Consider the following 24694-nt stretch of genomic DNA (forward strand, 5'->3'; position numbering starts at 1 on the left):
TTCAGCCCGCGTAGGCGCGGACCAGGTCGTAGAGATAGTCGCGCCCGTCATACAGCGCGCGGACACCCATCTTCTCGTTCAGGCCGTGGATGTTGTTCAGATCCGGATCGGTGAACAGCCCCGGCGCGCCATAGACCGGGATGCCGATCGCCTCCAGGAAGATGCCGTCGGTGGCGCCCGTCGACATCAGCGGCACCAGCGGCATCCCCGGGAAATGCTTCGCCGCGACCGCGCGCATCGGGTCGATCACCTTGGGATCAAGCGCGGGCGGCTGCGCGACCGGTCGGATCGGCTCGTTCGCGGTCACCGTCACCTTGGGTCCGCCCAGCATCTTCAGCGTCGCCAGCGTGTCCGCCACCGTCTCGCCGGGGAAGATGCGGCAGTTCACGTTCGCGGTCGCGCGCTGCGGCAGCGCATTCTCCGCATGGCCGGCCGACAGCAAGGTCGCGACGCACGTGGTGCGCAGCGTCGAGTGCATCGCCTTGTCCCGGCTGACGATCGCATCGGCGGCCTTGTCGTTGGGATCGGCCAGCAGGCGCGCGATCGCCGCTCCCGTCTCGCCGCCGGTCTGCCTGGCGGTCGCGGTGAAATAGGCGCGCGTGGTGTCGGTGAAGCGGACCGGGAACTCGTGGCCGCGCACCCGCTCCAGCGCGTCGGCGAGGTCGTAGATCGCGTTGTCGGGCAGCGGCTGGCTGGAATGGCCGCCCGGGTTGGTCACCAGGAAGGTATAGTTCTGCGCCGCCTTCTCGCCGACCTGCACGTTCAGCTGCTGGCGCCGGCCGGCCGCGTCGTTGCGCCCGCCGCCGCCCTCGTTCAGCGCGAACTCGGCGGCGACCAGGTCGGGCCGGTTCTTCGCCAGCCACTCCGCACCGTCGAACGCGAAGGTCGTCTCCTCGCCGCAGGTGAGCGCCAGCTTGACCGTCCGGCGTGGGCGGGCGCCGGCGCGCAGGCGGATCATCGTGTCCGCCCAGATCGCCGCCATGGCCTTGTCGTCAGTCGCGCCGCGAGCGTAGAAATAGCCGTTCTCCTCGACGAGGCGGAACGGGTCGCGCGTCCAGTCCTCGCGCTTGGCCTCCACCACGTCGAGGTGCGCGAGCAGCAGGATTGGCTTGGCCGCCGGGTCGCTGCCCGACAGCACCGCGACCAGCCCGCCGTCCTTGGGATGCTCCGGGACCGAGAAGCGGGTGACGTCGGCGGCGGGATATCCGGCCGTCGCCAGCCGATCAGCGATCTGCCCCGCCGCCTGCGTACAACTGCCGGACGAGAGCGTCGTGTTGGTCTCGATCAACTGTTGATAGATCGCGCGGAACGCCTGCTGGTCGGGGCGCAACTGCGCCGGTGCGGCGGTCGCCCCGGCCGCCGTTGCCAGCATCGCCGCCATCATCAGTCGCCGCATCGTCATGTCCCCCATAGCCCCTGTGCGAATAGAGCCGATCGCGCCGGCGTTATCAATCCAGCGTCATCGCTTCGGCGGCCAGCGCCTCCGCCTCGATCAGCAGCGCGTCGTCGGCGCTGCCCGTCGCCACCCGCTCGCGACCGATCAGCGTCAGCACTGGCACCGCCAGCGGCGTGACGCGGGGCAGGTCGACGTGCACCATCCGCGCCGCGGCGGTATCGAGCAGGTTTGCGAGCCGGCCGACATCCGTCATCCGCGCCCGCGCGTCGGCCCAAGCCGCCTCCAGCAGCAGGTGGCCCGGCTCGTATTTGCGCAGCACGTCGTAGATGAGGTCGGTCGAGAAGGTCACCTGTCGGCCCGTCTTGCGCTTGCCCGGATGCTGACGCTCCACCAGCCCGCCGATCACCGCCACCTCGCGGAACGCACGTTTCAGCAGCGCGGAGCTCTGCACCCACTCGACGAACTCGTCCTCCAGCAGGTCGGGCGAGAACAGCGCGGCGGGATCGGTGATCTTCGCCAGCCCATAGGTTGCGAGCGCATAATCGTTCGACACGAAGCCGATCGGCTTCAGTCCGCGCGCCTCCATCCGCTGCGTGACGAGCATGCCGAGCGACTGGTGCGCGTTCCACCCCTCGAAGCTGTAGGCGACCATGTAATGCCGTCCCTCGCGCGGGAACGTCTCGACGAGCAACTGGCCGGGGCGGGGCAGGACCGAGCGTTTCGACTGATATTCCAGCCATTCGCGCACGTCGTCAGGGAAGCGCGCCCATTCGTCCGGCGCGGCCAGGAACCCGCGCACGCGATCGGCGAGATTGGTCGACAGCGGCATCCGGCTGCCGCCATAGGTCGGGATGCGCGCGGGCTTGCTCGTCGCGCGGACCACCAGCTGCTCGGTGTCCATCCGCTCGACCTCGAGGCTCAGCCCGGCGAAGAAGAAGGTGTCGCCTGGGCTCAGCGTCGCGCCGAACGCCTCCTCGACGCGGCCGAGGTTGCGGCCGTTCTTGAACCGCACCTCGAGCATCGTCGCCTCGACGATGATGCCGGCGTTCATGCGGTGCTGCGCGATGAAGCGGGGGTGGGCGACGCGCCATGTACCATCCGCCTCCTCAACCAGCCGCTTGAATCGGTCGTACGCCCGCAGCGAATAGCCGCCGTCGCGGATGAAGCCGAGCACGCGGGTGAACAGCTCGTCGGTCAGCGCGGAGTATGGGAGCGCCGAGCGGATCTCGTCCAGCAGCTCCGCCTCGCGGAACGGGCCGGCGCAGGCGACCGCCATCACATGCTGCGCCAGCACGTCGAGCGCGCCGGGGCGGAAGATGTCGGGATCGAGCTCGCCCGCCTCCACCGCGTCGAGCGCGGCGCGCGCTTCGAGATACTCGAACCGGTTGCCGGGCACGAGAATCGCCTCCGACGCCTCGTCCAGGCGGTGGTTGGCGCGGCCGATCCGCTGGAGGAGGCGCGATGAGCCCTTGGGCGCGCCCATCTGGATCACGCAGTCGACGTCGCCCCAGTCGACGCCGAGGTCGAGGCTGGCGGTCGCGACCAGCGCGCGCAGCCGGCCGTCGGCCATCGCCCCCTCCACCTTGCGCCTCGCTTCCAGCGCCAGGCTGCCGTGGTGGACGCCGATCGGCAGCGACAGGCTGTTCACCTTCCACAAGTCCTGGAAGATCAGTTCGGCGAGGCTGCGGGTGTTGCAGAAGACGATCGAGGTGCGATGCGTCTCGATCTCCGCCATCACCTGCGCGGCTGCATAGCGACCGGAGTGGCCCGACCAGGGGATGCGCCCCTCGGGCAGCAGGATCGTGATGTCGGGATCCGCGCCCGGTTCGCCGAGCACCAGGTCGACCGCGTCGATGTCGCCGTCGGGCGCGAGCCAGGCGCGGTAGCCGTCCGGGTCCGCCACCGTCGCCGACAGTGCGACGCGGCGCGTCTCGGGGGCCAGCCGCTGCAGCCGCGCCATGCACAGGCTCAGCAGGTCGCCGCGCTTGCCGGTGGCGAACGCGTGGACCTCGTCGACAACGATCGTGCGGAGCCCGGCGAACAGGAGCGCCGCATCGGGGTAGCTGAGCAGCAGCGACAGCGACTCGGGCGTCGTCAGCAGGATCTGCGGCGGCTTGATCCGCTGGCGCGCCTTGCGGTCGGACGGCGTATCGCCGGTGCGCGTCTCGACCGCGATGTCGACGCCCATCTCCTCGATGGGGCCGAGCAGGTTGCGGCGGATGTCGACCGCCAGCGCCTTGAGCGGCGACACGTACAGCGTGTGGAGGCCGGCGCGTGGACGCTCGATCAGATCGACCAGGGTGGGCAGGAACCCCGCCAGCGTCTTACCCGCCCCGGTCGCGGCGACCAGCAGCGCATGCCGCCCGGTCTGCGCCCGCTCCAGCATCTCGGTCTGGTGGCGCCGGGGCCGCCAGCCACGGGCAGCGAACCAGTCGGCGAGCGGGGCAGGGAGCGCAGCAGCCTCGCTCAAACCACTCCGTTCATGCTGAGCTTGTCGAAGCACTGTTCTTCTTCGCGGCGGAGAAAGGACAGCCCTTCGACAAGCTCAGGGCGGACGGTGTCGAGGGCTCGACCGCTACCGCGGCGCCTCGTCCTGACCCGGCTTCTCATCGTACAGCGCGCGCGTGGCTTCCTCGGTGCGGCGTTCCTCGTGCGGTGTCTGCTTGTTGCGCGCCATGGCATAGGCGATCGCGGCACCCAGGATGATGAAGCCCGCGATCACGACCAGCCCGTATAAAGTGGGGTTATTCACGATCCGCTCCCGTATCCGTCGACCCTTGCAACGAGCGACGGCCGCGAAACGATCCTGTCGGCGGGACATGGTTGGCGGCCGTGCCGTTCGGCGCCATATCGTCGATATGGCGAACGGCAGCAGCAGGTTGGGCGACTGGATCGAGCCGCACCCGCACGGCATCTACGTGCGGCCGGCGGACGCGTGGATCGACCCGTCGGAGCCCGTCGCCCGCGCGCTCATCACCCACGGCCATGCCGACCATGCGCGCGGCGGCCATGGCGCGGTGTGGGCGACGCCGCAGACGCTGGCGATCATGGACTGCCGCTACGGCGCGCAAGCGGGCCATCCGGTCGAATACGGCCAGACGATCCGCATGGGCCCCGAGGGCAATGAGGTCGACGTGGGCTACGTGCCCGCCGGCCACGTGCTCGGCTCCGCGCAGATCGTGCTCGACTGGCGGGGCGAGCGGATCGTCGTGTCGGGCGACTACAAGCGCCGCGCGGACCCGACCTGCGCCCCGTTCGAGCCGGTGAAGTGCGACGTGTTCGTGACGGAGGCGACCTTCGCGCTGCCGGTGTTCCGCCACCCCGACACGGGCGACGAGATCGACAAGCTGGTCGCCGCGCTCCACGCCAACCCCGATCGCTGCGTGCTGGTCGGCGCCTATGCGCTCGGCAAGGCGCAGCGGGTCATCGCCGAGCTGCGGGTGCGCGGGCACGAGGCGCCGATCTATCTCCACGGCGCGCTGCAACGCCTGTGCGACCTGTACGTCGAGCAGGGCGTGGTGCTGGGCGACCTGCGCCCGGCGGCGGGGGTGGCGAAGGCGGAGATCGCGGGCCATGTCGTGATGTGTCCGCCGTCGGCGCTCAACGACCGCTGGTCGCGGCGGCTGCCCGATCCGATCACCGCGATGGCATCGGGCTGGATGCGGGTGCGCCAGCGGGCGCGGCAGAAGAACGTCGAACTGCCGCTGATCCTGTCCGATCACGCCGACTGGGACGAGCTGACCGACACGCTGACCGAAATCGCGCCCAAGGAAGTGTGGGTGACACACGGCCGCGAGGAGGCGCTGGTCCACTGGTGTGCGCAACGGCAGATGAAGGCGCGCGCGCTGGCGCTGGTGGGGTTTGAAGATGAGGATGACTGACGCGCTGGCGAGCCGGCAGTGGAGCTGCCGACGAGCGCACTAAGCGCGTCCGGCCGACGGCGCGTGAGGCGCCGATCGACGGCAGCATCGGGTAAAGGCTGCCCCGCAGTCTTTAGGTCATGCCGGGGCATGACCGACCCGTTGCTCTTTGCCACGGCGCCCCTTCTTAAACCGGTCAAAAACACCACCGCCGCGAAAAGTAGGTAACAGTAGGTAACACCGAAATCCTATTTGCCGAAGCTGACCGGGACGGGGTGCCGCCACCAAAATCGAAATGACTTCTCGAAGGTCGAGCTCAGGCGCGGCCCATCGATGATGTGAGTTTCCGCGCTTGACCGAGCCGCCACGGTCGCGGAAGTCCCACGCCCTTCGCGTACGCGCGAGGCGAGGCGACAATAACGATGCCAAAGAGCACGGCTGCGCTCTCACGGCCGATCCAACATTGCAAGCCGGGGTCAGCCGGCGACCAGGATGGCTCGCAGCCGTCCTGAATGGTAAGATGTCGACAAACCTTACTTGGGGGGTTGTCGCACAGTCCGCTAATCCGACAGGGTTTGTCGGTCAGTATGGCTCATAGGCGGATGGCAAGCCGCTCGGCTGCGTTCGCCCGCACGGGAGTCATATGTTATCCGACAGAAGCGAAAAAAAGCTCCCACTGAGACGAGCCAACCCGATGAACGTTTAGCTCCGAGCCAAGCTGCTGTTCACCTCACGCCAAGAATTAGTCATTAGAGCGTTTTCGGCCTTTTCATTGGTAGAGGACAAGGCTTTTCCCCGGTAGGCAGATCACATGGAGACGATCATAGTAAGCAGTCGAACGGTGGAATACCGATCGGCGATTGGCGTCGACGGTCGTCACTCTCCTACGTACGACCGGTCGTGCTACGTGTCAAAGTGTTGCCTATGAGAGAAAATCTCTTAGGGTTGGTGACTTGCGCAGTTGTATGTGCTGTCTTCTCGGGTTGCGATCGAAAGCCATCGCAAGAACAATCACCTAAGTTATTTCGGACGTACCTCGTCGCAGGACCCTCACATCTGGATATTCCTAAACTCTATACGTTTGGAGGCGAGTATTATAATATTTACAAAGGGCAGGAGATTGCGAGCGTCCTCAGAGGTCGCGCGATTGAGAGGGGGTTTCAGAAGATGTCTTTTTTGGAGCTGACGGCAGTATCTCTGTAACTCACGACTATGCTCCGCCAGAGAAGGGGCACTGGGAAATTAGAGGCCCATTCCTTTGTACGGTGTTGCCCGACACTCCGCCTGCTAAGCCTCGTGTGTATTGTGGGCTACTGCTACGGCGACCTGCTACGGACCATGTTTGGTTTACTGATCTCTCTAAGTCGTTTAATGGTATATCTGGTGAACTAATTTGAGCCTATCATCTTAAGTCTTGCGATAGCTACCTGGCCCGGAGGCTGCAGTTCTGTTTATCGCCGTGTCGTGCCGTTCAGGTGTCGGATACGGGAAAGCCGGTCTCTAATCACGAAGTACGACAAACAGGTGGTTCCCGACAGCCCGGCTAGTCCGGACGAGGCCGTTCGGGTAGATTGCCGTCCGCACTCATTTTAACAGCCTCGCTCGTTTGAGAGTTCCCGGACTTCGCAAACCTCAAGACCTCGGTTTTTCCGGGCGGCGATGTCCGTTGCGATAACAAGCCTTGGCACGTGATGTCGAAGGCCTCGGGTCGCTGGCTTAGGGCTTCTTCATGTCGGGCCACGGCGGTCCGCCTCGCGGACCGGGCGTAGCGGGCGACCTGCCCCCGGCAGGTCGCTTGATCCGCTACGCCCCCGCCATCACCCGCGCCCTTCTCCGCTGCACCGAGCTCCCGATGCCCAGCGCTTCCCGATATTTCGCCACCGTCCGCCGTGCGATGTCGAACCCCGCATCATTCAGCCGTTCCACCAGCGTGTCGTCGGACAGGACCGCCGCGCCCTCGGCCGCGATCAGCGTGCGGATCGCGGCCTTCACCGCCTGCGCCGACACCGCCTCGCCGCCGTCCGCCGCCTGGATCGCGCTGGTGAAGAAATATTTGAGCTCGAACAGCCCGCGCGCGCACGACAGATATTTGTTGCTCGTCACCCGGCTGACGGTGGACTCATGCAGGCCGACCGCGTCCGCCACCGTGCGTAGCGTCAGCGGGCGCAGGTGGGCGACGCCGCGTAGGAAGAACGGCTCCTGCTGCTTCACGATCTCGGCGGCGACCTTGACGATCGTGCGCTGGCGCTGGTCGAGCGCCTTGACCAGCCAATTGGCGCTCGCGAGCATGTCCGACAGCCAGGCGCGGCCGGCCTTGTCCTGCGGTCCGGTCGACAGCTCGGCATAATAGCGCCGGTCCACCAGCACGCGCGGCAGCGTCGCGGCGTTGATCTCCACGGCCCAGACCGCGCCCGCCCCGGTGCCGCGCCGCGCCACGAACAGGTCGGGCACCACCGCCTGCGCGGGCTCGCCGCCCAGCCGACAGCCCGGCTTGGGATCATAGCCGCGCAGCTCGCGGATCATGTCGGCCATGTCCTCGTCATCGACGCCGCACAGCCGCTTGAGCCGGGCAAGGTCGCTGCGCGCGAGGTGGTCGAGGTTGTCGATCAGCCGCGCCATCGCGGGATCGTAGCGGTCCGCCTCGCGCGCCTGGAGCGCCAGGCATTCGGCCAGGTCGCGCGCGCCGACGCCGGTGGGCTCGAACGCCTGGATCGCGGCGAGCACGCGCTCGACGGTGGCCAGCGGCACGCCCAGCCGGTCGGCGACCTCGCGCAGCGTGACGCGCAAGTAACCGGCCTCGTCGATCTGGTCGATCAGGTGGGCGGCGACGAACAGGTCGACGCCCGACAGCACCTCGCCCGCCTGCGCGAGCAGATGCTCGGCAAGCGTCGTCGCGGCACCCGGCAGCGCGTCGAGGTCCGGCAGCTCGCCGCCTTCGCTCCCGCCGCCGCCCGGCGCAGACCCGCCCGACAGGCCGAGGGCGCCGTCGAGCGATCCGGCCATGTCGCTGGCGGAGTCGTCGAAGGCGGAGGTGGTCAGGTCCGCGTCGAGCGACGCCTCGCCCGCGCCGGCACCCGCCATCACCAGCTCGTCGGCGCCCGCTGGTTCGTCGCGGAGGGTTGCGAGAGGCTCGGGCGCGCCGACCGCATCGGCCTCGGGCGCCATGGCTTCGAGCAGCGGGTTCTTCTCGATCTCCTCGGCGATCACGCCCTCGATCTCGAGGTTGGACAGGGCGAGCAGCTTGATCGCCTGCTGCAACTGCGGCGTCATCACCAGCGACTGCGACTGGCGAAGGTCCAGGCGCGGGGCGAGGGTCATGGACGATATGCTTTCCTCCCCCGCCAGGGGGAGGTGGCTCGCGCAGCGAGACGGAGGGGGCGGATGGCAATCACGACTGCGGTCTTGTCCTCCCCCTCCGAGCCGCTGACGCGGCCCACCTCCCCCTGGCGGGGGAGGATGAAGAAAGGGACCGGCGTTGTCATGTCCCTACAAACTGAAACTCTCGCCCAGGTAGAGCCGGCGCACGTTGGCATCGGCCACCAGTTCGGCCGGCGAGCCCGCGAACAGCACGCGGCCGTCGTAGATGATGTATGCGCGGTCGACGATGTCGAGCGTCTCGCGGACATTGTGGTCGGTTATGAGCACGCCGATGTCGCGGCGCTTCAGGTCCTTCACCAGATCGCGGATGTCGGCGATCGAGATCGGGTCGATGCCGGCGAACGGCTCGTCGAGCAGCATGATCGAGGGTTCGGCGGCGAGCGCGCGGGCGATCTCGGCACGGCGGCGCTCGCCGCCCGACAGCGCCATCGCGGGCGCGTCGCGCAATCGCGTCAGGCCGAACTCGCCCAGCAGCCGCTCGAGCTTGGCCGCGCGCACCGTCTTGTCGGACTCAGCGAGCTCCAGCACCGTCGAGATGTTCTTCTCGACCGACAGTCCGCGGAAGATGCTCGTCTCCTGCGGCAGATAGCTCAGGCCGAGGATCGCGCGCCGGTACATCGGCAGGCCGGTGATGTCGTCACCGTCGAGCATGATGCGGCCCGAGTCGGGCTTCACCAGGCCCATGACGGAATAGAAGCACGTCGTCTTGCCCGCGCCGTTGGGGCCGAGCAGCCCGATGACCTCGCCGCGCCCGACCGAGACGGAGACGTCGGTGAGGACGGTGCGCTTGTCGTAGCTCTTGGCGATCGACACGACCTGCAGGCCGCGGCCGACGGGGGCCTCGTGGATCGCGTCGATCTCGGCGAGATGGGAAGGAGGGGCGGCGGTGTCGGTCATGGCGCGGTATCGGCCTCGCAGAAGCTGGTTGAGCGTTCGTTACCGCCGATCGGGTTGGCAGGGAACATGCATGATGCGGCTCGTGACCCCCAGCGAACGCTGAGGTCGCCTCGACAGGCATCCGGCCACGACCTGGAGACCCCAGCGTTCGCTGGGGTGACGACGTTTGGCGGAGGTGGCTAAGTCTTACTTTGCGGTCGCCCCATCGCGCTTCGGCACGGAGAACGTGCCCGTCACGCGTCCGCCCGGGGCCGCCTGGGTCGTGCCCGGCGTGCCGCCGCCGCCCGCCACCGCCGAGCCGTCGACCACCGCACGGCCAGTGTCGAGGTTCATCGTCAGCCGCGATCCGTTGACGGTGTTGGCGCCCTGGTGGAGCGTCACCCCGCCCAGCATCGTGACGAGCCGCCGGTCAATGTCATAGACGCCGAACCGGCCGGTCGCGGTCTGGTCCGGGCGCTTCACCACCACATCGCCCGCCGCGTCGACGCGGGAGATCTGCGGGTGCCCATCGGCGACCTTGCCGGTGTAGGCGACCGTCATCCGCTGCGCGGTCAGCGTCATCTCGGCCTGCGTCACGATGACGTTGCCGGTCAGCACACCGCGGTTCGCCTTGTCCTGCAGCTCGATATGGTCCGCGCCGAAGTTCATCGGCGCGTTGGAGTCGTGGCGCGACTGCGCGGCCGCGGGGACCGCCATGGCGAGCAGGATCGGCAGGACGGGCAGGAGCAGGACACGCATGGCCGCTATTTCGCCCGTCCCGGCACGATCCGCAAGCGGGCATGGCCGTCGAGCCGGACGTCCTGGCTGTCGAGGTCCGCGTCCAGATGGTCGGCGCTGAACACGCCCTGCGGCAGCGTGCCGGTCGCGAGGCCGCCGCTCGCCATCTTGCGCGTCTTCAAGTCGAGGACCGCGTCGTGCGTGTCGAGCCGGTAACCGCGCGGCCCGTCGACGCGCACCGGGCCGACGATTGCGACCTTGTCGGTGCCCATGTCGTAGCGGCCACGGTCCGCCTTGACCGTCGCGGGGCCGTCCGCGAGCTTCAGCGTGGCGTCGAGCGTCTTGATCTGGACGATCGGCTCGGCGGAGCTTTTCTGCACCGCCTGGCCAGCGTCGAGCGTGAAGGGCTCGCCCTTGCCGTCCTGCCCGCGATAGCGCGCCGCCTGGATGCGCAGGCGTTCGTGCGCCACCTCCACCTTGTTCTTGTCGAGCAGGAACGACACGTCGCCGCCGCCGGTCAGCGGCGCCATCACCAGGAAGGCGAACAGCACGCCGATCGCGACCGGCAGGCCGACGCGCAGCACCGCGACCAGCCGATCGTGGTTGCTGCCCGGCAGCGCCCAGCGCTGGCGCGCGGTACGGGGCGGCCGGCCGATGGGCAGTACCAGCCCATCAGACATGCGCGAAGATGTCGATCTCTGGCCAGCCGGCAAGGTCGAGCGCGGCGCGCGTCGGCAGGAAGTCGAAACACGCCTGCGCCAGTTCCATCCGCCCCTCGCGCACCAGCCGGCGCTCCAGCTCGTCCTTCAGACGGTGAAGGAAGCGGACGTCGGAGGCGGCGTAATCCTTTTGCGCGTCGGTCAGCGTGGGCGAGCCCCAGTCTGACGATTGCTGCGCCTTGGACAATTCCTGCCCCAGCAACTCGCGCACCAGTTCCTTGAGGCCGTGGCGATCGGTGTAGGTGCGCACCAGCCGCGACGCGATCTTGGTGTCCCAGGCCGGCGCGGCGAGGACGCCGAGGTAATGCTGCACGGCGGCGATGTCGAACCGCCCGAAATGGTAGAGCTTCAGCCGGGCGGGATCGGCGAGCAGCGCCTTCAGTCGCGGCGCCGCATAGCCGCTGCCGGCGACGAAGCGCACCAGATGCTCGTCCCCGCGACCGTCCGACAGCTGCACGACGCACAGCCGGTCGCGCGGGGTGACGAGCCCCATCGTCTCGGTATCGACGGCGATCGCCGCGCCGGGGGCGAACAGGTCCCCGCCGTTCGGATGGGCCGACGATAGGTCTTCCTCGTGGAGATATACGCTCATGCCTTGGCCCTAGCGGGGCGCGGGGCAAGCCTCAATGGGGCGGGAACGGGGCACACCGACTTGATGAAGGGTTGACCGATCCGAGCGCCACCGGCGTCGCGAGCGCGGGCCAGGCCGCGGGTTCGCTACGCCGATCGAGCGCCAAGTCGCGGCAAGGACTGCCATCACCGCGCGATTTGCCATCATACGACGCGTCGCTGCGAAGAATCTCCCTCGCAGGAAGGCGTCAAATAGGATATGGCGAGAATGTGGCGCATGCGAGACGGCGCCCGAAGGCCTGCGTTCGTCGTCCGGATCGGGTCCTTTAGAGGCACATACGGGCGAACGTGGAAGACGAACAGGGCTTATGAGTTTCGACAAGGGTGGCCGCGGAAACCGTGGCGGGCGTGGCCGCGACAAGCGCGACAGCTTCGGCGGCGGCGACAGTGAGTTCGGCGGCGGTAGCAGCTTCGGTGGCGGCGGCAGCAGCTTTGGCGGCGGCAGCAGCTACGGTGGCGGCAGCAGCTACGGCGGCGGTGATCGCGGCGGCTTCGGTGGCGGCAGCAGCTTCGGCGGCGGCGGTGGTGGCGGTGGCTATCGCGGCGGTGGCGGCGGCGGCTTCTCCGGCGGTGGCGGTAGCGGCGGCTTCTCGGGCGGTGGCGGCGGCGGTGGTCGCGGCATGCCTCCCCAGGTGGTCGGCGAGGGCAAGGGAACGGTCAAGTTCTTCAACGCGCAGAAGGGTTTCGGCTTCGTCGTGCGCGATGATGGCGGCGAGGACGTGTTCGTCCACATCTCCGCGGTCGAGCAGGCCGGCCTGACCGCGTTGGCGGAGGGCCAGCCGCTCGGCTTCACGCTCGTCGACCGCGGCGGCCGCATCTCGGCTACCGAGCTCAAGATCGAGGGCGAACCGATGGCGGTCACCGATCGCGGCCCCCCGCGTGAGCCGCGCGAGGGCGGGTTCGAGCGTGGTGGTGATCGTGCTCCCCGTCCTGCGGGTGGCGATCGCGGCGGCTTCGGCGGTGGCGCGGGTGGCGGTGCCGGTGGCGCGCCCCAGCGTCAGCTGACCGGCGAGAAGGCGACCGGCACGGTCAAGTTCTTCAACGCCATGAAGGGCTTCGGCTTCATCCAGCGCGACGATGGCCAGCCCGATGCGTTCGTCCACATCTCGGCCGTTGAGCGCGCCGGCATGCAGACGCTGAACGAGGGCGACAAGCTCGAGTTCGAGCTGGAGGTCGACCGTCGCGGCAAATATGCGGCGGTGAACCTCCAGGCGGGTGGCTGAGTCCACCCGGTCGCCGTCACCGACGTGATGCGATAGCGGCCCGTCCGGAGCGATCCGGGCGGGCCGTTTGCATTGGTCCTTCGAATCCGGTGCGGCTGGAGGCGCGTGGCACGAGCGGCGACGCTGCGCGTTCCAGCGATACAGGAGATTGCGCGATGACCAGCCCCGACGACGACCACGACAAGGTCGATCCCGATCACCGCCGTGACGGCAACCCGTTCGACCAACCGGATCACCGCACCGGCGAGGATTACGACATCGGCCGCGAGCGCGCCGAGGGCCGGGCGCTCCCGAGCGGGCAGGAGGATCGCGTCGAAGCCGGCGGCGATCCCGCGACCCCCGCCGAGGGCGACAATCGCGCCTCGTTCGATCCCGCGACGGGCGAGGTGCACGCGATCAAGCTGCCGGAGGACGGCGGGCTCCCGTCGGCCTAGCCTGCTCGGGTCACGCAGGCCCGTCCGCGATCATCCGGCGCAGCGTGTCGATATGGTCGGCCTCCGCCGCCGGCTTGTCGGTGCGCAGCCGCGCGATTCGGGGGAAGCGCATGGCGATGCCGGACTTGTGCCGCGTCGAGCCGTGGAGCGAATCGAACGCGATCTCCAGCACCAGCTCCTTCGTCACCTCGCGCACCGGACCGAAGCGGTTGAGCGTGTGGTTGCGTACCCATTTGTCCAGCCAGGCGAGCTCCGCATCGGTGATGCCGGAATAAGCCTTGCCGACCGGCAACAGCTCGCCGCCTGAGGCCGGGTCTCCGGTCCAGCAGCCGAAGGTGAAATCGCTGTAGAAGGACGAGCGTCGCCCGTTGCCGCGTTGCGCGTACATCACGACGCAATCGGCGGTCAGCGGATCGCGCTTCCATTTGTACCACAGCCCGGCGCGTCGCCCGGGGACGTAGGCACTGTCGCGGCGCTTGAGCATCACGCCCTCGATCGCCGCGTCACGCGCGGTCGCGCGGATCGCCTCCAGCTCGGTGAAGTCCGTCGCCTCGATCACCTGGCTGAGGTCGAACCGGGCGGGATCGAGCCGGGCCGCGAACGCCTCCAGCCGCGCGCGCCGCTGCGTCCAGCCGAGCTCGCGCAGATCCTCCGCGCCATCGAACAGGATGTCGTAAAGGCGGACGAAGGCGGGATAGTCGGCCAGCATCTTCGCCGACACCGTCTTGCGCCCGAGCCGCTGCTGCAGCGCGTTGAAGCTCGCTGCGCCGCCGCCGTCCTCCAGCGTGCCACCCTGATGCTCGCCGCGCACCAGCAGCTCGCCATCCACCGCGCCCGGCGTCGAGAAGGCGGCGGCGACGTCCGGGAAGCTGCCGGTCACGTCGTCGCCGGTGCGACTGTAGAGGCGCGTCTGGCCGCCCTCCGCATTCGGGACATGGACGATCTGGACGCGGATGCCGTCCCATTTCCACTCGGCGGCATAGTCGGCGAGGTCGACGCGAGCATCTTCCAGCCCGTGCGCGAGCATGAACGGGCGGAATACCGGCACGTCGGCCGGGGTCGGGCGCTCGCCGCGCCCCTGGCCCCAGGCGAATATCTCCGCATAGGGCGGGGCGAGGCCGTGCCACACCTCCTCGACATGGTCGACGTCGAGCCCGAACGCCTGCGCGAGTGCCGTCTTGGCGAGCCGGGCGGAGACGCCGACCCGCAAGCCCCCGGTCGCCATCTTGAGCAGCGCGAACCGCTCCTCCGCGTCCAGCCGGTCGAGCATCCCGGCAAGCGCGCGCGGGGCGTCGGATCGCGAGAGGTGGAGCAACGTGTCGACCACACCCGCCACGCTCAGTTCGCTCGTGTCCTCCGTCGGCTGCTCGGGCCACAACAGCGCGATCGTCTCGGCCGTGTCGCCGACATAGTCGCGGCTCATCCGGAACAGCACCGGGTCGACGCGCTCCTCGATCAGCGCGCGGATCACCGCCGGCTTGACACCCGGGATGTCGAGGTCCCCGGTCAACGCCGCCATCGCCCAGCCGCGATCGGGATCGGGCGTGGCGAGCAGGTAATCGGCGATGAGCTTCAGCTTCGCGTTGCGCGAGCGCGTGTAGATCAGCGAATCGAGCAGCGTGGCAAAGGCGTGCATGGGGTTCAGGAACGGCCTTGCAGCCGGTTCGCTCCCGCGCCGCGGATCAGGTCAGCCGCAGCGCCTGCAGCCCCAGCACGACGCCCGCCAGCAGCAGCACGCCGCCAGACCCCCAGCGGATCGCCGTCAGCGGCAGCCGGCGCCAGCCCGCCTCGCCCAGCACGGCGGCGGGCGCGATCACCGCGAGGCTGCCGAGCGTCGCCCCGACCGCAGCGAGCCAGGGAACCGGGCTGCGTGCGGCCAGGGCGGCGGTAATGAACTGGGTCGCGTCGCCGAATGCCATGATGAACAGGCCGAACAGCGCGGTGAGGGCTCCGCCGATCCGCCAGCCGTCCAGCGCGTCGGGCCGCTTGGGCGCGAACGGTGCGCCGCCCGCCGCGAGCAGCAGCGACAGTGCGACCAGCAGCAGCTTGGCGTTGGGGCTGAGCATGGGTGCCGCGACCATGCCGGCCGCGGCGGCCAGCGCGTAATTGATCGCGAGCGCCAGCGTGGCGGCGGCGATCACCACCCCGGGCCGGTATCGGTCGGCGAGGATGGCGGCGAGCCACGCGGTCTTCTCGCCGGCCTGCGCGAGCGCGGCGGCGATCAGCGTCGCCATCAACGCGTCCATGGCCGACCCGCCAGCCTAGCCCGCCAGCCGCACCGAGCAGAGCGCGGCGTAGCTCGCGCTCGCCTGCGCATCGCCGCGCCCGCTCGCGGCCGCGTCGCGCAGCACGGGCAGCCATTGCGCGACCATCGCGCGCCCGATGCCGGCGGATGCGGCAAGCGCGATCAGGTGCGCGACCGTCCCTGCCGCGCGCAGCCCTCGCGCGTCGGCGATCGCGCGCACGTCGCCGAGCGTGCGGACGATCTCGTCGGTGCCCGCCCGTGGAAGCCGTGCGGTGAGCGCGGCGATGCGGTCGTTCAGGTCGCCGCTGGTCGACAGTAGGTCGCGATGCTGCGCTTTGGCCATGCCGCGACCATGGACCGGCGGCGATGAAGACGCGGTTAAGCGGCGCCCGATCTTGACTTTGCCCCCCCGCTGCGCGATGCGCCCGGCTTTCCACGTGGCCGCCCGCGCGTCCGCGTCAAATCGTTATTGCAAGGGACCGGGCCCATGGCCAAGCCGACCACCATCAAGATCAAGCTCGTCAGCTCCGCCGACACCGGCTTCTTCTACGTCACCAAGAAGAACCCGCGCACGAAGACGGAGAAGCTGTCGTTCAAGAAATACGATCCTGTCGTCCGCAAGCACGTCGACTTCAAGGAATCGAAGATCAAGTGAGATGACGGGCAGCCCACAGGCTGCTGTTATCTCATTCCGGCGAAGGCCGGGATCCATTCTTCCCGTCACCCCGGACTTGATCCGGGGTCCCGCTGTCCTGGTCGGTTGCGGGAGAGAAGAAGCGGGACCCCGGGTCGAGCCCGGGGTGACGGCGGAGTTGGTTAGACTGCCAGCAACTCACGCTCCAGCAACTTACGCGAGCGCCCGCACGCACTCAACGAAGCGCATCAGGCTGATCGGCTTGGACACATAGGCGTCCGCGCCCGCGGCGCGGATGCGGTCCTCGTCCCCGCGGCCGGCATAGGCGGTCACCGCCATGATCGGGATGGCGCGCAGGTCCTCGTCCGCCTTCAGCTCCAGGATCAGCTCGTAGCCGGTGACATGGGGCATCTGGATGTCCATCACGATTAGGTCCGGCGTCGTCTCGCGCGCACGCGCCACCGCCTGGCGTCCGTCGCGCACCGGCTCCGCGACATAGTCGTGCGCGCGTAACAGGTCGCAGAACAGCTTGAGATTGAGTTCGTTGTCCTCGACAACGAGCACCCGTTTTGCCACGCGTCCCTCCCGACAGCGGACGAGGGATAGGCGATGGCGGCGACGGAAGAAACCGGGAATGAGGAGGGCGAGGCGCTGGTGCTCGCGTCGGAGCTGGGGTTGCGCGCGCTGGTCTGGACGCTCGCCGAGCCCGCCCGCGCGCTGCGGCTGATCGACCTGACCGGGCTGAGCCCGCAGGATCTGAAGGCGCGCGCCGGTGATCCGGCGGTGCTCGCCGCGGTGCTGGGCTTTCTCGAAGGACACGAGCCCGACCTCGTCGCCTGCGCCGCGCAACTCGGCCGTCCGCCCGAGCTGCTGGTCGCCGCGCGCGGCGTGCTGGAGGACGCATGACCAATCCCCGCCCATTGCTCGTCACCGATTGCGACGAGGTGCTGCTCCACATGGTGCGCCATTTCTCGACTTGGCTGGACGAGGAGCATGCGATCGACTTCCGGATCGGTCACCACGATTTCATGACCGCGATGACCAAGGCCGACGGCAGCACGCCCGCCGCGGAGGAGATGTGGGCGCTGCTCGGCGGCTTCTTCCCCGGCCAGATGCACCGACAGACGCTGGTGCCGCACGCCGCCGAGGCGCTGGCCGCGTTGCGCGAGAGCGCGGACGTGGTGGTGCTGACCAACGTGTCGGACGCTTGCCGCCTGCCGCGGGCGGAACAGCTCGCGAGCCACGGCATCGCGGTGCGCGTCGAGACCAACCAGGGCGGCAAGGGCGCACCGGTCGCCGCGCTGGTCGCGGAGCATACGGAGGGCGGGCAAGCGCCGGTGACGGTGTTCGTCGACGACTTGGCGGTGCATCACGACTCGGTCGCGCGCCATGCGCCGGGCGTGTGGCGGCTGCACATGGTGTCGGAGCCGAGCCTCGCGCCGAACGTGCCGCCGGCGCCCGCGGCCCATGCGCGGATCGACGACTGGCGTGACGCGCGGGACTGGATCGCGGCGCGCTTCGCCGACGGCGTGCCCGCGCCCGACCCGAAGCCCGACTTGACGCCTGTACCCGCGCATGATGGAGCCCCCGCATGACCGACCCTGTTGCCGACCATGTCGAGCGCGCGCTCGCCGACCTCGGCCTGACGCTCCCCAAGGCGGCGGCCCCCGTCGCCGCCTATGTGCCGGCGGTCGAGGCGGGCGGGCTGCTCCATCTGTCGGGGCAGTTGCCGTTCAAGGACGGCGCGCTCGTCACCGGGCGGCTGGGCGAGGGGCTGAGCCTCGAGGAGGGGCAGGAGGCCGCCAGGCTGTGCGGGCTGATGGTCGCGGCGCAGATCAAGGCGGCGCTCGGCGGGTTCGGGCGGGTGCGCCGAATCGTGAAGCTCGGCGTCTACGTCAACTCCGCGCCCGACTTCACGCAGCAGCCGCAGGTGGCGAACGGCGCGTCCGAACTGATGGTCGCGCTGTTCGGCGACGCCGGCCGCCACGCCCGCTCCGCGGTGGGCGTGCCCGTACTGCCGCTGGGCGCCGCGGTGGAGGTCGACGCGATCGTCGAACTAAGCGCGTCGGCGCTGGATTGAGCGGGGCGATTATCCCGCCCAAGCAAAAGTAGGTAACAGTAGGTAACACCAAAACGCATCGTCGCGGCGCTGCGGCCGAAGCCGTGCGCGGAGGATGCAGGACGTAAGATGCGAAAGAGCGGCCTGAAGGTGTCATGGCAGTTCCAACATCCCAAGCAGTCACGACACCATAGGTCTGATTCTGGCGGCGAGCGGTCCAGCAGCTTTTGGCGACGTCGTGCAGATAGTAGATCATACATGGCGTGGCTGCCTTTCCCGAAAAGGATGGTGAAACGGGAATAAGGTAATCGCGCCCCGACCCGCTCGGGCTCGGATTTAGTATGAGCGGGTCAGTCACAAACTGAGTGCGCTGCGTTTAACGTTCTGAGATTGATCGCGAGTAGAGCCAGTCCTTGAGCGCTAGCCAATGGTTCGCTCCGGCTTCAACAAGAATTGTCCGACCGGGTAGAGCATGGCTATTTATCAGAGAAACCATGTTCAAGTTTCGCCGATAGCTTAAGTCATCAATGATTTTACTTCCTATCCCATTACCGCATGGTGTTCCGTTATTCAGATCGACCGTCTCACCATAATTATTCCTGTACCAAGCTGTGTAATCAAAGCTTGAAACTGGCCTTACAGTCGAAGCATAGCGTATTTGTCGCTCTACATCTCGCCCGCTGCCCTCTACGGAAAAGGGATTGATATGCGACCGGAGAAGATGCGCGCCAAGCGCGTCGTTGATCGTGTATCCGTCATCAACCAGGACTTTATAGTCCTGATCCGGACTGAAGTCCCAACCCGAGAAGTTAGCCCCAGCATCAGCAGCAAGTTTTACCGCATATAGGTTCTCGGATGCGTGCCCATCTTCTGTGCGTTCTTTGGCATCCTTTGCGAGCGCGTCGCGATACCATTCAAAGACGCTCTTTGTTGCGGAGGTTCCCTCGACCAAAACAAACGATGGTTTGTATTTATCAAATGCCGCTTTGATTTGTAGGTGCGTATCGTCCTCTTGGTTTTCGGTATGCTCCACCCCTATGAACACAAGAGTTGCGCCATTGCGAAAGTGATAAACGTAAGTGAACGGCTTAGACCATCCAGACGGGGTAGCGCACATATTGTGAGATACTGCCGCGAGAGATAGGCTTTTGTTGGAAGCTGACTGAGCATGTAGAGAAGCACAAGCGAAAACCGCGGCAAGTGCGGGCAGGAGGTGAGGCGATCGCAACAGCCGTCCTTTCCCATCTAGTTAGTGATCGTGAGATTAAACTCGGAGATTGTGGCAGGATGGCGACAATCGACTCATAGCGATCGACGCTGCCGCTTTTGGGTTCCCACAAATGAACTTATAGCGAGACAGTCGTCGCGCCGATTGCGCCGACAGCCGGCGAGCGCGACTGCTTTCGCAAAATCTGTTCCCGATTGCTCTTTCCCGCAATTGCCGCTCGGAGATGGGAAACGGGAAGGATCGCGCCTGACGAATGGCTGCTTTCGGGCTCGCGGATTGCCGATTTGGATCCCGCGGTTCCCTGCATGAGAGCGCGACGGAGACCTGTCTCAACTGGCCTTGTCCGCCTTGGAAGGTCCAGGAACACCGACCCCGCGACCGCGCTTTCCCATCGCGCATCCCGTTCCAAACCTCTACATGCGGCAACGATGAGCCGATCGTCGATCCCTCCCTCAGCCACCGTCACTGCCCGCCTCGCCGACGGCGTCGGCTCGATCGCGGCCGCGGAGTGGGATGCCTGCGCCGGGGCCGGCAATCCGTTCGTCTCCCACGCCTTCCTCCACGCGCTGGAACGGTCCGCCAGCGTCGGCGCGCGCACCGGGTGGCAGGCGATCCCGATCGTGGTCGACGGCGCAGATGGGCGCCCGGCCGCGGTCGTGCCCGCCTATGCCAAGAGCCACAGCCAGGGCGAATATGTGTTCGACCACGGCTGGGCGGACGCATGGAGCCGGGCAGGCGGCGATTATTACCCCAAGCTGCAGATCGCGGTGCCGTTCACGCCCGTGCCTGGCCCCAGGCTGCTGCTGCGCGACGACGACGCAGGGAGGGCGGCGGCGCCCGCGTTGCTCGCGGGGATCGAGGCGGTGGTGGATCAGCACGGCCTGTCGAGCGCGCACGCGACGTTCGTCGCGCCCAACCAGCTGCCGACGTTCGAGGCGGCGGGCTGGCTGGTGCGCGAGGGGACGCAGTTCCACTGGCGCAACGAGGGCTATGCGAGCTTCGACGATTTCCTCGCCGCGCTCGCCAGCCGCAAGCGCAAGGCGATCCGCAAGGAACGCGCCGCCGCGGTCGAGGGGCTTGAGGTCGTCCACCTGACCGGCGCGGCGATCACCGAGGGCCATTGGGACGCGTTCTGGCGCTTCTATCAGGATACGGGCAGCCGCAAATGGGGCCGGCCGTATCTGACGCGCCCCTTCTTCTCGATGCTGGGCGAAGCGATGGGGGACAAGGTGCTCCTGATCCTCGCGCTGCGCGGCGGCAGGCCCATCGCCGGTGCGCTCAACCTGATCGGCGCGGACGCGCTGTACGGCCGCTATTGGGGCTGCGCGCAGGAGGTGCCGTTCCTCCATTTCGAGCTATGCTATTACCAGGCGATCGACGCCGCGATCGCGCGCGGGCTGGCGACCGTGGAGGCGGGCGCGCAGGGGGAGCATAAGCTCGCGCGCGGCTATGCGCCGGTGCCGACCTGGTCCGCGCATTACATCCCGGACGCAGGATTCCGGCGCGCGGTGGCGGACTTCGTCGTGCGCGAGCGCGCGTCCGTCGAGAGCGACCAGGCCTATCTGGGCGAGATGACGCCGTTCAAGCGCGGGGGATGATCCGCGCCGGCGGGCGGATGTTGTCGGGCATCGCCGGCGGCGGGATCGCATGGTCCACCTTCAGCAGCGCGCTCGATCCGGTCGCGCCCGGCTCGCCGCTCCGCCACACCGGCACCAGCCCCTGTTCCAGCGCGGGATCGTAGGACGGCACGCGGATCAGCCAGACGTAATCGAACGCGTCGCGCGGAAAGCGCGCCAGGCTGCGCGAGATCGGCCGCCAATATTCGCGCGGGCACTGGACGGAAGTGACGATCTGCGACGGGTCGTGCGCATAGCGCTGCGCCGCGCGATACCGCGTCGTCAGCAGTTGCGCGCCGGCCATCGACCATTGGTCGTTGGTGTAGGCCAGCCGGCGTTCGAGCGCGATCGCGGGCAGATGCTCCAGCCGCGACATCGTCCACTGGTTGTGGCACGTTTCGCCGACGAAGCTGACGAGCCGCGCGCCGGGCGGCAGATGGTCGAGTGCGGCGAGCTGGCGGGAATAGCTGTCGGCGAACATCCAGTAGCTGACCGTGGTGGCGCCCATCCGCACGACGACGAAGACGAGCCCCGCGACCGCCAGCGTGCTCGCGCCGCGGAACGAGAGGCCACGCCGCGGTCGGATCGCGATCACCGCGATCGCGATGGCGAACGGCGCCAATCGCATGTCGGCATAGGCCGATCCGAACACGACGCGCGGCAGCAGCAGGAACACCGCCAGCAGGAACAGCGCCGCGAGGCCCAGCTGGCGCGAATATTCGATCGCGGGATCGCGGAACCCGCGGAACAGGATCAGCATCAGCACCGCGGTGGAGGCGACGTCGAACGCCATCCAGCGGTCGCGCAGCACCATCAGCAGCCACTGGAACTTGGCCTGCCAGTTGAACCAGTCGAACGTCTGGCCGCCGACATGCTCCCCCGACCGCCACAGCGCCATCAGCGCGAGCGGCAGCGCGAGCGGGACGACGCCGATGCCCGCGCGGATCCAGGCGATGCCCCACCGGCGCAAATCGCCAAGGCGCCACGGCACACGAGTCCCTGGCGTGGCGACGCCGAACAGACGATCATGCTGGCGGATCATCTCCGCGGAGAAGGCGAAGACCGCCAGCATGCCCCAACCGACGGTGTGGCACACCCACAACGCGCAGGAGAGCGGCACGAACAGCGCGGCGCGAAAGCCGAGCCGCCCCTGCCGCGCGAGCCGCAGCCACCAGGCGAACAGGTTGAGCGCCAGCGCGACCGACAGCATGAAGTTCACGAAGCCGAACTGGAACGGATAGCTGTACGCGAGCGGCAGCGCGAACAGCGCCGTCGCCGGGATGCGCCCGTGCACCTCCCGCGCGATCCACAGGAGGCCGGTGACGATCAGCGCCGGGATCGCCATCACGATCAGCTTGACGCCCAGCTCCAGCCCGAACAGCTTCGCCATCGGGATCACGGCGAGGTCCAGCCCGAGATTGCCGATCAGCTGCCAATGGAAATCATACCAGTTCGCCAGCCACGGCTGGTCCGCAATGCTGAGCTGCACGCGGTAGCGGCCCATGTGGCCGGGCAGATCGACCAGCGGCGGGATGACCGGACGGAGCAGCGGCACGATCGCGAGCAGCGCCATGACTGCGACGAACCGGCGCGTCTGCCACCAATATGGTCTCCCCTCCAGGCGTGAGGTAAGCGGCGGCGCGGGATTCATCTTCCGTTGCCTAGCGCCGGCAGGGGGGCATCGACAAGCGCCGCGAGGCGGCGCGCCCGCGGTACGGCACCGACCGCAGGGAAGCCGATCATCCCGGCCCCGGAACGCTGGATCGTAGTGAACGAGATCGCAACGTTTGTGGACGATCGTCGCCGTGCTCGTTTCAAAGAGGTCATCAGCCCTTGCCCATCACGACTTTCCGCGCCGGTTCGCCCATGGCGAATGCGCGTACGGGCATGTTACGGGCCAGTGCGGTTCGGCTGGCGTTGCTTCTGCTGGTGGCGATGGGCGTCATCGGTCTGGCGATGCCGCCGTCGATCCCCCGCTGGTATCTCTTCCACCAGGACGTTTTCCTCCTGACGATCGGCATCGTCGGATTGGCCGGACTGTCGCTGATCCCTGCTGGTGGCCGCGAGCCGGTACTTCCGGACTATGCGGTCTTTGCCGCGATCGCGGCGGCGGCCGTGATCGCCTATGTCGGCGCGGGGCTTCTGCTCGAACACTATCCGCTGTCGCGCGACGAAGAGCTGGCCGACTTGGCCACCAACTACTTCGGCCATGGGCGGCTTGGGCAGGCCATCCCGGCCGCGCTGGCGCCGATCGCCCGGCCGATGATGCCGCTCTGGGCAGATGGATGGATGGATCGCGGCTGGTGGGTCTCGCCCTATCTGCCGGTCAACTCGGCGTTGCGCGCGGCGGCTGCGTGGCTGGGCGATCGCTGGCTCGCCGGCCCGATCCTGCTGGCGACGGGTGCGGGCGCGCTCTGGGCGTCGGCGCGTCGGCTCTGGCCGGACATGCCCCAGGCAGCGACCGTCGCCGTCGTGTTGGCGTTGACCTCCTCGCAGGTGCTGGTGATGGCGATGTCCGCCTATGCCATGACCGCACAATTCGCGCTGAGCGCGCTGTGGCTATGGCAGTTCGTGCGCGGCGGTCGCCTGGGGCACGGGACGGCCATGCTGATCGGCTTTGCGGCGGTCGGGCTTCACGAGCTTCAGTTCCACCTGATCTTCGCCTCGGGATTCGTCCTGTGGCTGTACCGGACCGGACAGTGGCGGGTGGCGATGGCCTATGGCGCGGCGCTGGCCTGTTCGTTGCTGGCCTGGAAGATCGGCTACGGACATCTGCTCAGTGGCGTCATGGGCATCCCGACCGAACCCGTCGTGCTCGCGCAATCCCTGCCGGGCTGGACGGTGTCGATCGTGAGGCGCTTGCGCGAGTGGCAGCCGATCAACAGCCTCGTCCGGTTCGTCGCCTGGCAGAATGTGCTGCTTCTGCCGCTCGCGGCGTTTGGCGCGCGCCCGCGGCGGGACGGTCGGGGACGGCCGACCATCTTCTGGGCGATGCGCTTCTCCTGTGCCTTTGGGCTCGTCACGATGGTCTATCAGGCACACGGATACGGCTATCGGTATCTTCATCACCTTCTCCCCTGCTTCTGTCTCCTGGCGGCGGAAGGCTGGGTCCGCTGGAACGACCAGCATCCCGAGGCACCGCTGCGGGCCTCGATACTGGGAGGCAGCGTCGCGATCGCGATCGGCCTGACGATGCCGTTGTGCTTCTGGATGTCGCACGCCTTCGTCCGCCCCTATGCGGCGGTCTATCGCCTCGCGAAGTCTGCGCCGGCCGACATCGTGCTGGTCGACGCGCGGAACGCCGCCTTCGTCCAGGACATCGTGCGGATCGACGATCGCCTGAGCCGTCCGTTGCTCCTCGATCTGGCGGAGGTCGATGGCGACCAGCTGGTCACGATGTGCCGCCACCAGCGCGTCATGGTCCTTGACGCCAGCCAGACCCGCGCCCTGGGGGTGCTTCCGCCGCTCGGGCGCGAGGAACCGGCGTTCGCCTTTACAAGCCGGCGTGCGTTGCTGGCGAAGCTGCACTGCGGCCGCCCGGTGCCGCTGCCGCGGTAGCTCCGTCCAGCCGAAGTCGGGCCTGACGTAGGGCACGCGCGGCCATGTACACGCACGAACTTGCCTACGCGGCCGACCGATACGACAATATGCCCTTCAA

The 24694-nt window shown here is 67.9% G+C and carries 23 protein-coding genes; 9 read left to right on the top strand and 14 right to left on the bottom strand.

Going from position 1 to position 24694, the window contains the following annotated elements; translation table 11 throughout:
• Window position 1: 1 nt before the first annotated feature.
• The 3 genes from ACFE65_RS02035 to ACFE65_RS02045 form a co-directional block, all read right to left on the bottom strand.
• Window positions 2–1411 (bottom strand): M20/M25/M40 family metallo-hydrolase, encoded by a 1410-nt coding sequence (locus ACFE65_RS02035; RefSeq protein WP_375380664.1) that lies wholly within the window; start codon window positions 1409–1411, stop codon window positions 2–4.
• A gap of 37 nt (window positions 1412–1448) precedes the next feature.
• On the bottom strand, window positions 1449–3866 hold the full coding sequence (locus ACFE65_RS02040) for a ligase-associated DNA damage response DEXH box helicase (protein ID WP_375380665.1): 2418 nt from the start codon (window positions 3864–3866) through the stop codon (window positions 1449–1451).
• Between the two features lie 105 nt (window positions 3867–3971).
• Complete coding sequence (locus ACFE65_RS02045; protein ID WP_375380666.1) at window positions 3972–4148, bottom strand: hypothetical protein; 177 nt, start codon at window positions 4146–4148, stop codon at window positions 3972–3974.
• A gap of 106 nt (window positions 4149–4254) precedes the next feature.
• Between ACFE65_RS02045 and ACFE65_RS02050 the strand changes: the two genes are divergently transcribed.
• Window positions 4255–5277, top strand: coding sequence for a ligase-associated DNA damage response exonuclease (locus tag ACFE65_RS02050; RefSeq protein WP_375380667.1), 1023 nt, complete (start codon window positions 4255–4257; stop codon window positions 5275–5277).
• A 1782-nt stretch (window positions 5278–7059) separates the two neighbouring features.
• Here the strand turns inward: ACFE65_RS02050 and rpoN are convergent.
• The 5 genes from rpoN to ACFE65_RS02075 form a co-directional block, all read right to left on the bottom strand.
• Entirely contained in the window at window positions 7060–8574 is a 1515-nt protein-coding gene (gene rpoN / locus ACFE65_RS02055) for an RNA polymerase factor sigma-54 (protein ID WP_375380668.1), read from the bottom strand.
• Window positions 8575–8742: 168 nt separating this feature from the next.
• Entirely contained in the window at window positions 8743–9531 is a 789-nt protein-coding gene (gene lptB, locus ACFE65_RS02060; protein WP_375380669.1) for an LPS export ABC transporter ATP-binding protein, read from the bottom strand.
• Between the two features lie 186 nt (window positions 9532–9717).
• Window positions 9718–10269, bottom strand: coding sequence for an LptA/OstA family protein (locus tag ACFE65_RS02065; RefSeq protein ID WP_375380670.1), 552 nt, complete (start codon window positions 10267–10269; stop codon window positions 9718–9720).
• Window positions 10270–10274: 5 nt separating this feature from the next.
• The gene (gene lptC, locus ACFE65_RS02070; RefSeq protein WP_375380671.1) at window positions 10275–10928 is read right to left on the bottom strand and encodes an LPS export ABC transporter periplasmic protein LptC; all 654 of its coding nucleotides are present in this window, start codon (window positions 10926–10928) and stop codon (window positions 10275–10277) included.
• Window positions 10921–11559 (bottom strand): ribonuclease D, encoded by a 639-nt coding sequence (locus tag ACFE65_RS02075; RefSeq protein WP_375380672.1) that lies wholly within the window; start codon window positions 11557–11559, stop codon window positions 10921–10923. The genes lptC and ACFE65_RS02075 overlap by 8 nt, the downstream gene beginning before the upstream one ends.
• 346 nt (window positions 11560–11905) lie before the next feature.
• Between ACFE65_RS02075 and ACFE65_RS02080 the strand changes: the two genes are divergently transcribed.
• Both ACFE65_RS02080 and ACFE65_RS02085 read left to right on the top strand, forming a co-directional pair.
• Window positions 11906–12820 (top strand): cold-shock protein, encoded by a 915-nt coding sequence (locus tag ACFE65_RS02080; RefSeq protein ID WP_375380673.1) that lies wholly within the window; start codon window positions 11906–11908, stop codon window positions 12818–12820.
• 155 nt (window positions 12821–12975) lie between these two features.
• Window positions 12976–13254, top strand: a complete 279-nt coding sequence (locus ACFE65_RS02085; protein ID WP_375380674.1) for a hypothetical protein — start codon at window positions 12976–12978, stop codon at window positions 13252–13254.
• 10 nt (window positions 13255–13264) lie between these two features.
• Here ACFE65_RS02085 and ACFE65_RS02090 read toward each other — a convergent pair whose 3' ends face one another.
• Genes ACFE65_RS02090 through ACFE65_RS02100 form a run of 3 tightly spaced genes read right to left on the bottom strand, consistent with a single transcriptional unit; the run spans window position 13265 to window position 15842 of the window.
• Window positions 13265–14890, bottom strand: a complete 1626-nt coding sequence (locus ACFE65_RS02090; RefSeq protein ID WP_375380675.1) for a cisplatin damage response ATP-dependent DNA ligase — start codon at window positions 14888–14890, stop codon at window positions 13265–13267.
• A 46-nt stretch (window positions 14891–14936) separates the two neighbouring features.
• On the bottom strand, window positions 14937–15500 hold the full coding sequence (locus ACFE65_RS02095) for a TMEM165/GDT1 family protein (RefSeq protein ID WP_375380676.1): 564 nt from the start codon (window positions 15498–15500) through the stop codon (window positions 14937–14939).
• Between the two features lie 15 nt (window positions 15501–15515).
• The gene (locus ACFE65_RS02100; protein WP_375380677.1) at window positions 15516–15842 is read right to left on the bottom strand and encodes a hypothetical protein; all 327 of its coding nucleotides are present in this window, start codon (window positions 15840–15842) and stop codon (window positions 15516–15518) included.
• A gap of 144 nt (window positions 15843–15986) precedes the next feature.
• Between ACFE65_RS02100 and rpmG the strand changes: the two genes are divergently transcribed.
• Window positions 15987–16154, top strand: a complete 168-nt coding sequence (gene rpmG / locus ACFE65_RS02105) for a 50S ribosomal protein L33 (protein ID WP_375380678.1) — start codon at window positions 15987–15989, stop codon at window positions 16152–16154.
• A 192-nt stretch (window positions 16155–16346) separates the two neighbouring features.
• Here the strand turns inward: rpmG and ACFE65_RS02110 are convergent, their stop codons facing one another.
• Complete coding sequence (locus tag ACFE65_RS02110) at window positions 16347–16709, bottom strand: response regulator (RefSeq protein WP_375380679.1); 363 nt, start codon at window positions 16707–16709, stop codon at window positions 16347–16349.
• Between the two features lie 33 nt (window positions 16710–16742).
• On the opposite strand from ACFE65_RS02110, the gene ACFE65_RS02115 reads away from it, so the two are divergent.
• Genes ACFE65_RS02115 through ACFE65_RS02125 form a run of 3 tightly spaced genes read left to right on the top strand, consistent with a single transcriptional unit; the run spans window position 16743 to window position 18213 of the window.
• Window positions 16743–17039, top strand: a complete 297-nt coding sequence (locus ACFE65_RS02115) for a DUF3572 family protein (RefSeq protein ID WP_375380680.1) — start codon at window positions 16743–16745, stop codon at window positions 17037–17039.
• Complete coding sequence (locus ACFE65_RS02120) at window positions 17036–17728, top strand: HAD family hydrolase (protein ID WP_375380681.1); 693 nt, start codon at window positions 17036–17038, stop codon at window positions 17726–17728. Before ACFE65_RS02115 ends, ACFE65_RS02120 begins: the two co-directional genes overlap by 4 nt.
• Window positions 17725–18213, top strand: a complete 489-nt coding sequence (locus ACFE65_RS02125) for a RidA family protein (protein ID WP_375380682.1) — start codon at window positions 17725–17727, stop codon at window positions 18211–18213. The genes ACFE65_RS02120 and ACFE65_RS02125 overlap by 4 nt, the downstream gene beginning before the upstream one ends.
• Before the next feature lie 355 nt (window positions 18214–18568).
• On the opposite strand, the gene ACFE65_RS02130 is transcribed toward ACFE65_RS02125, so the two are convergent.
• Window positions 18569–19225, bottom strand: coding sequence for a hypothetical protein (locus ACFE65_RS02130; protein WP_375380683.1), 657 nt, complete (start codon window positions 19223–19225; stop codon window positions 18569–18571).
• A gap of 623 nt (window positions 19226–19848) precedes the next feature.
• Here ACFE65_RS02130 and ACFE65_RS02135 point away from each other — a divergent pair.
• Window positions 19849–21018 carry a GNAT family N-acetyltransferase gene (locus ACFE65_RS02135; protein WP_375380684.1) on the top strand — a complete coding sequence of 390 codons (1170 nt, stop codon included), beginning with the start codon at window positions 19849–19851 and terminating at the stop codon, window positions 21016–21018.
• On the opposite strand, the gene ACFE65_RS02140 is transcribed toward ACFE65_RS02135, so the two are convergent.
• Window positions 21002–22687, bottom strand: a complete 1686-nt coding sequence (locus tag ACFE65_RS02140) for a hypothetical protein (protein ID WP_375380685.1) — start codon at window positions 22685–22687, stop codon at window positions 21002–21004. The genes ACFE65_RS02135 and ACFE65_RS02140 overlap by 17 nt on opposite strands.
• A 236-nt stretch (window positions 22688–22923) precedes the next feature.
• Here ACFE65_RS02140 and ACFE65_RS02145 point away from each other — a divergent pair, with 236 nt between their 5' ends.
• Window positions 22924–24594: a hypothetical protein gene (locus ACFE65_RS02145; protein ID WP_375380686.1), complete on the top strand. Its 1671-nt coding sequence runs from the start codon at window positions 22924–22926 to the stop codon at window positions 24592–24594.
• The last annotated feature ends 100 nt before the right edge of the window (window positions 24595–24694 follow it).

This window comes from uncultured Sphingomonas sp. (assembly GCF_964237335.1).
Classification (GTDB): Bacteria; Pseudomonadota; Alphaproteobacteria; order Sphingomonadales; family Sphingomonadaceae; genus Sphingomonas.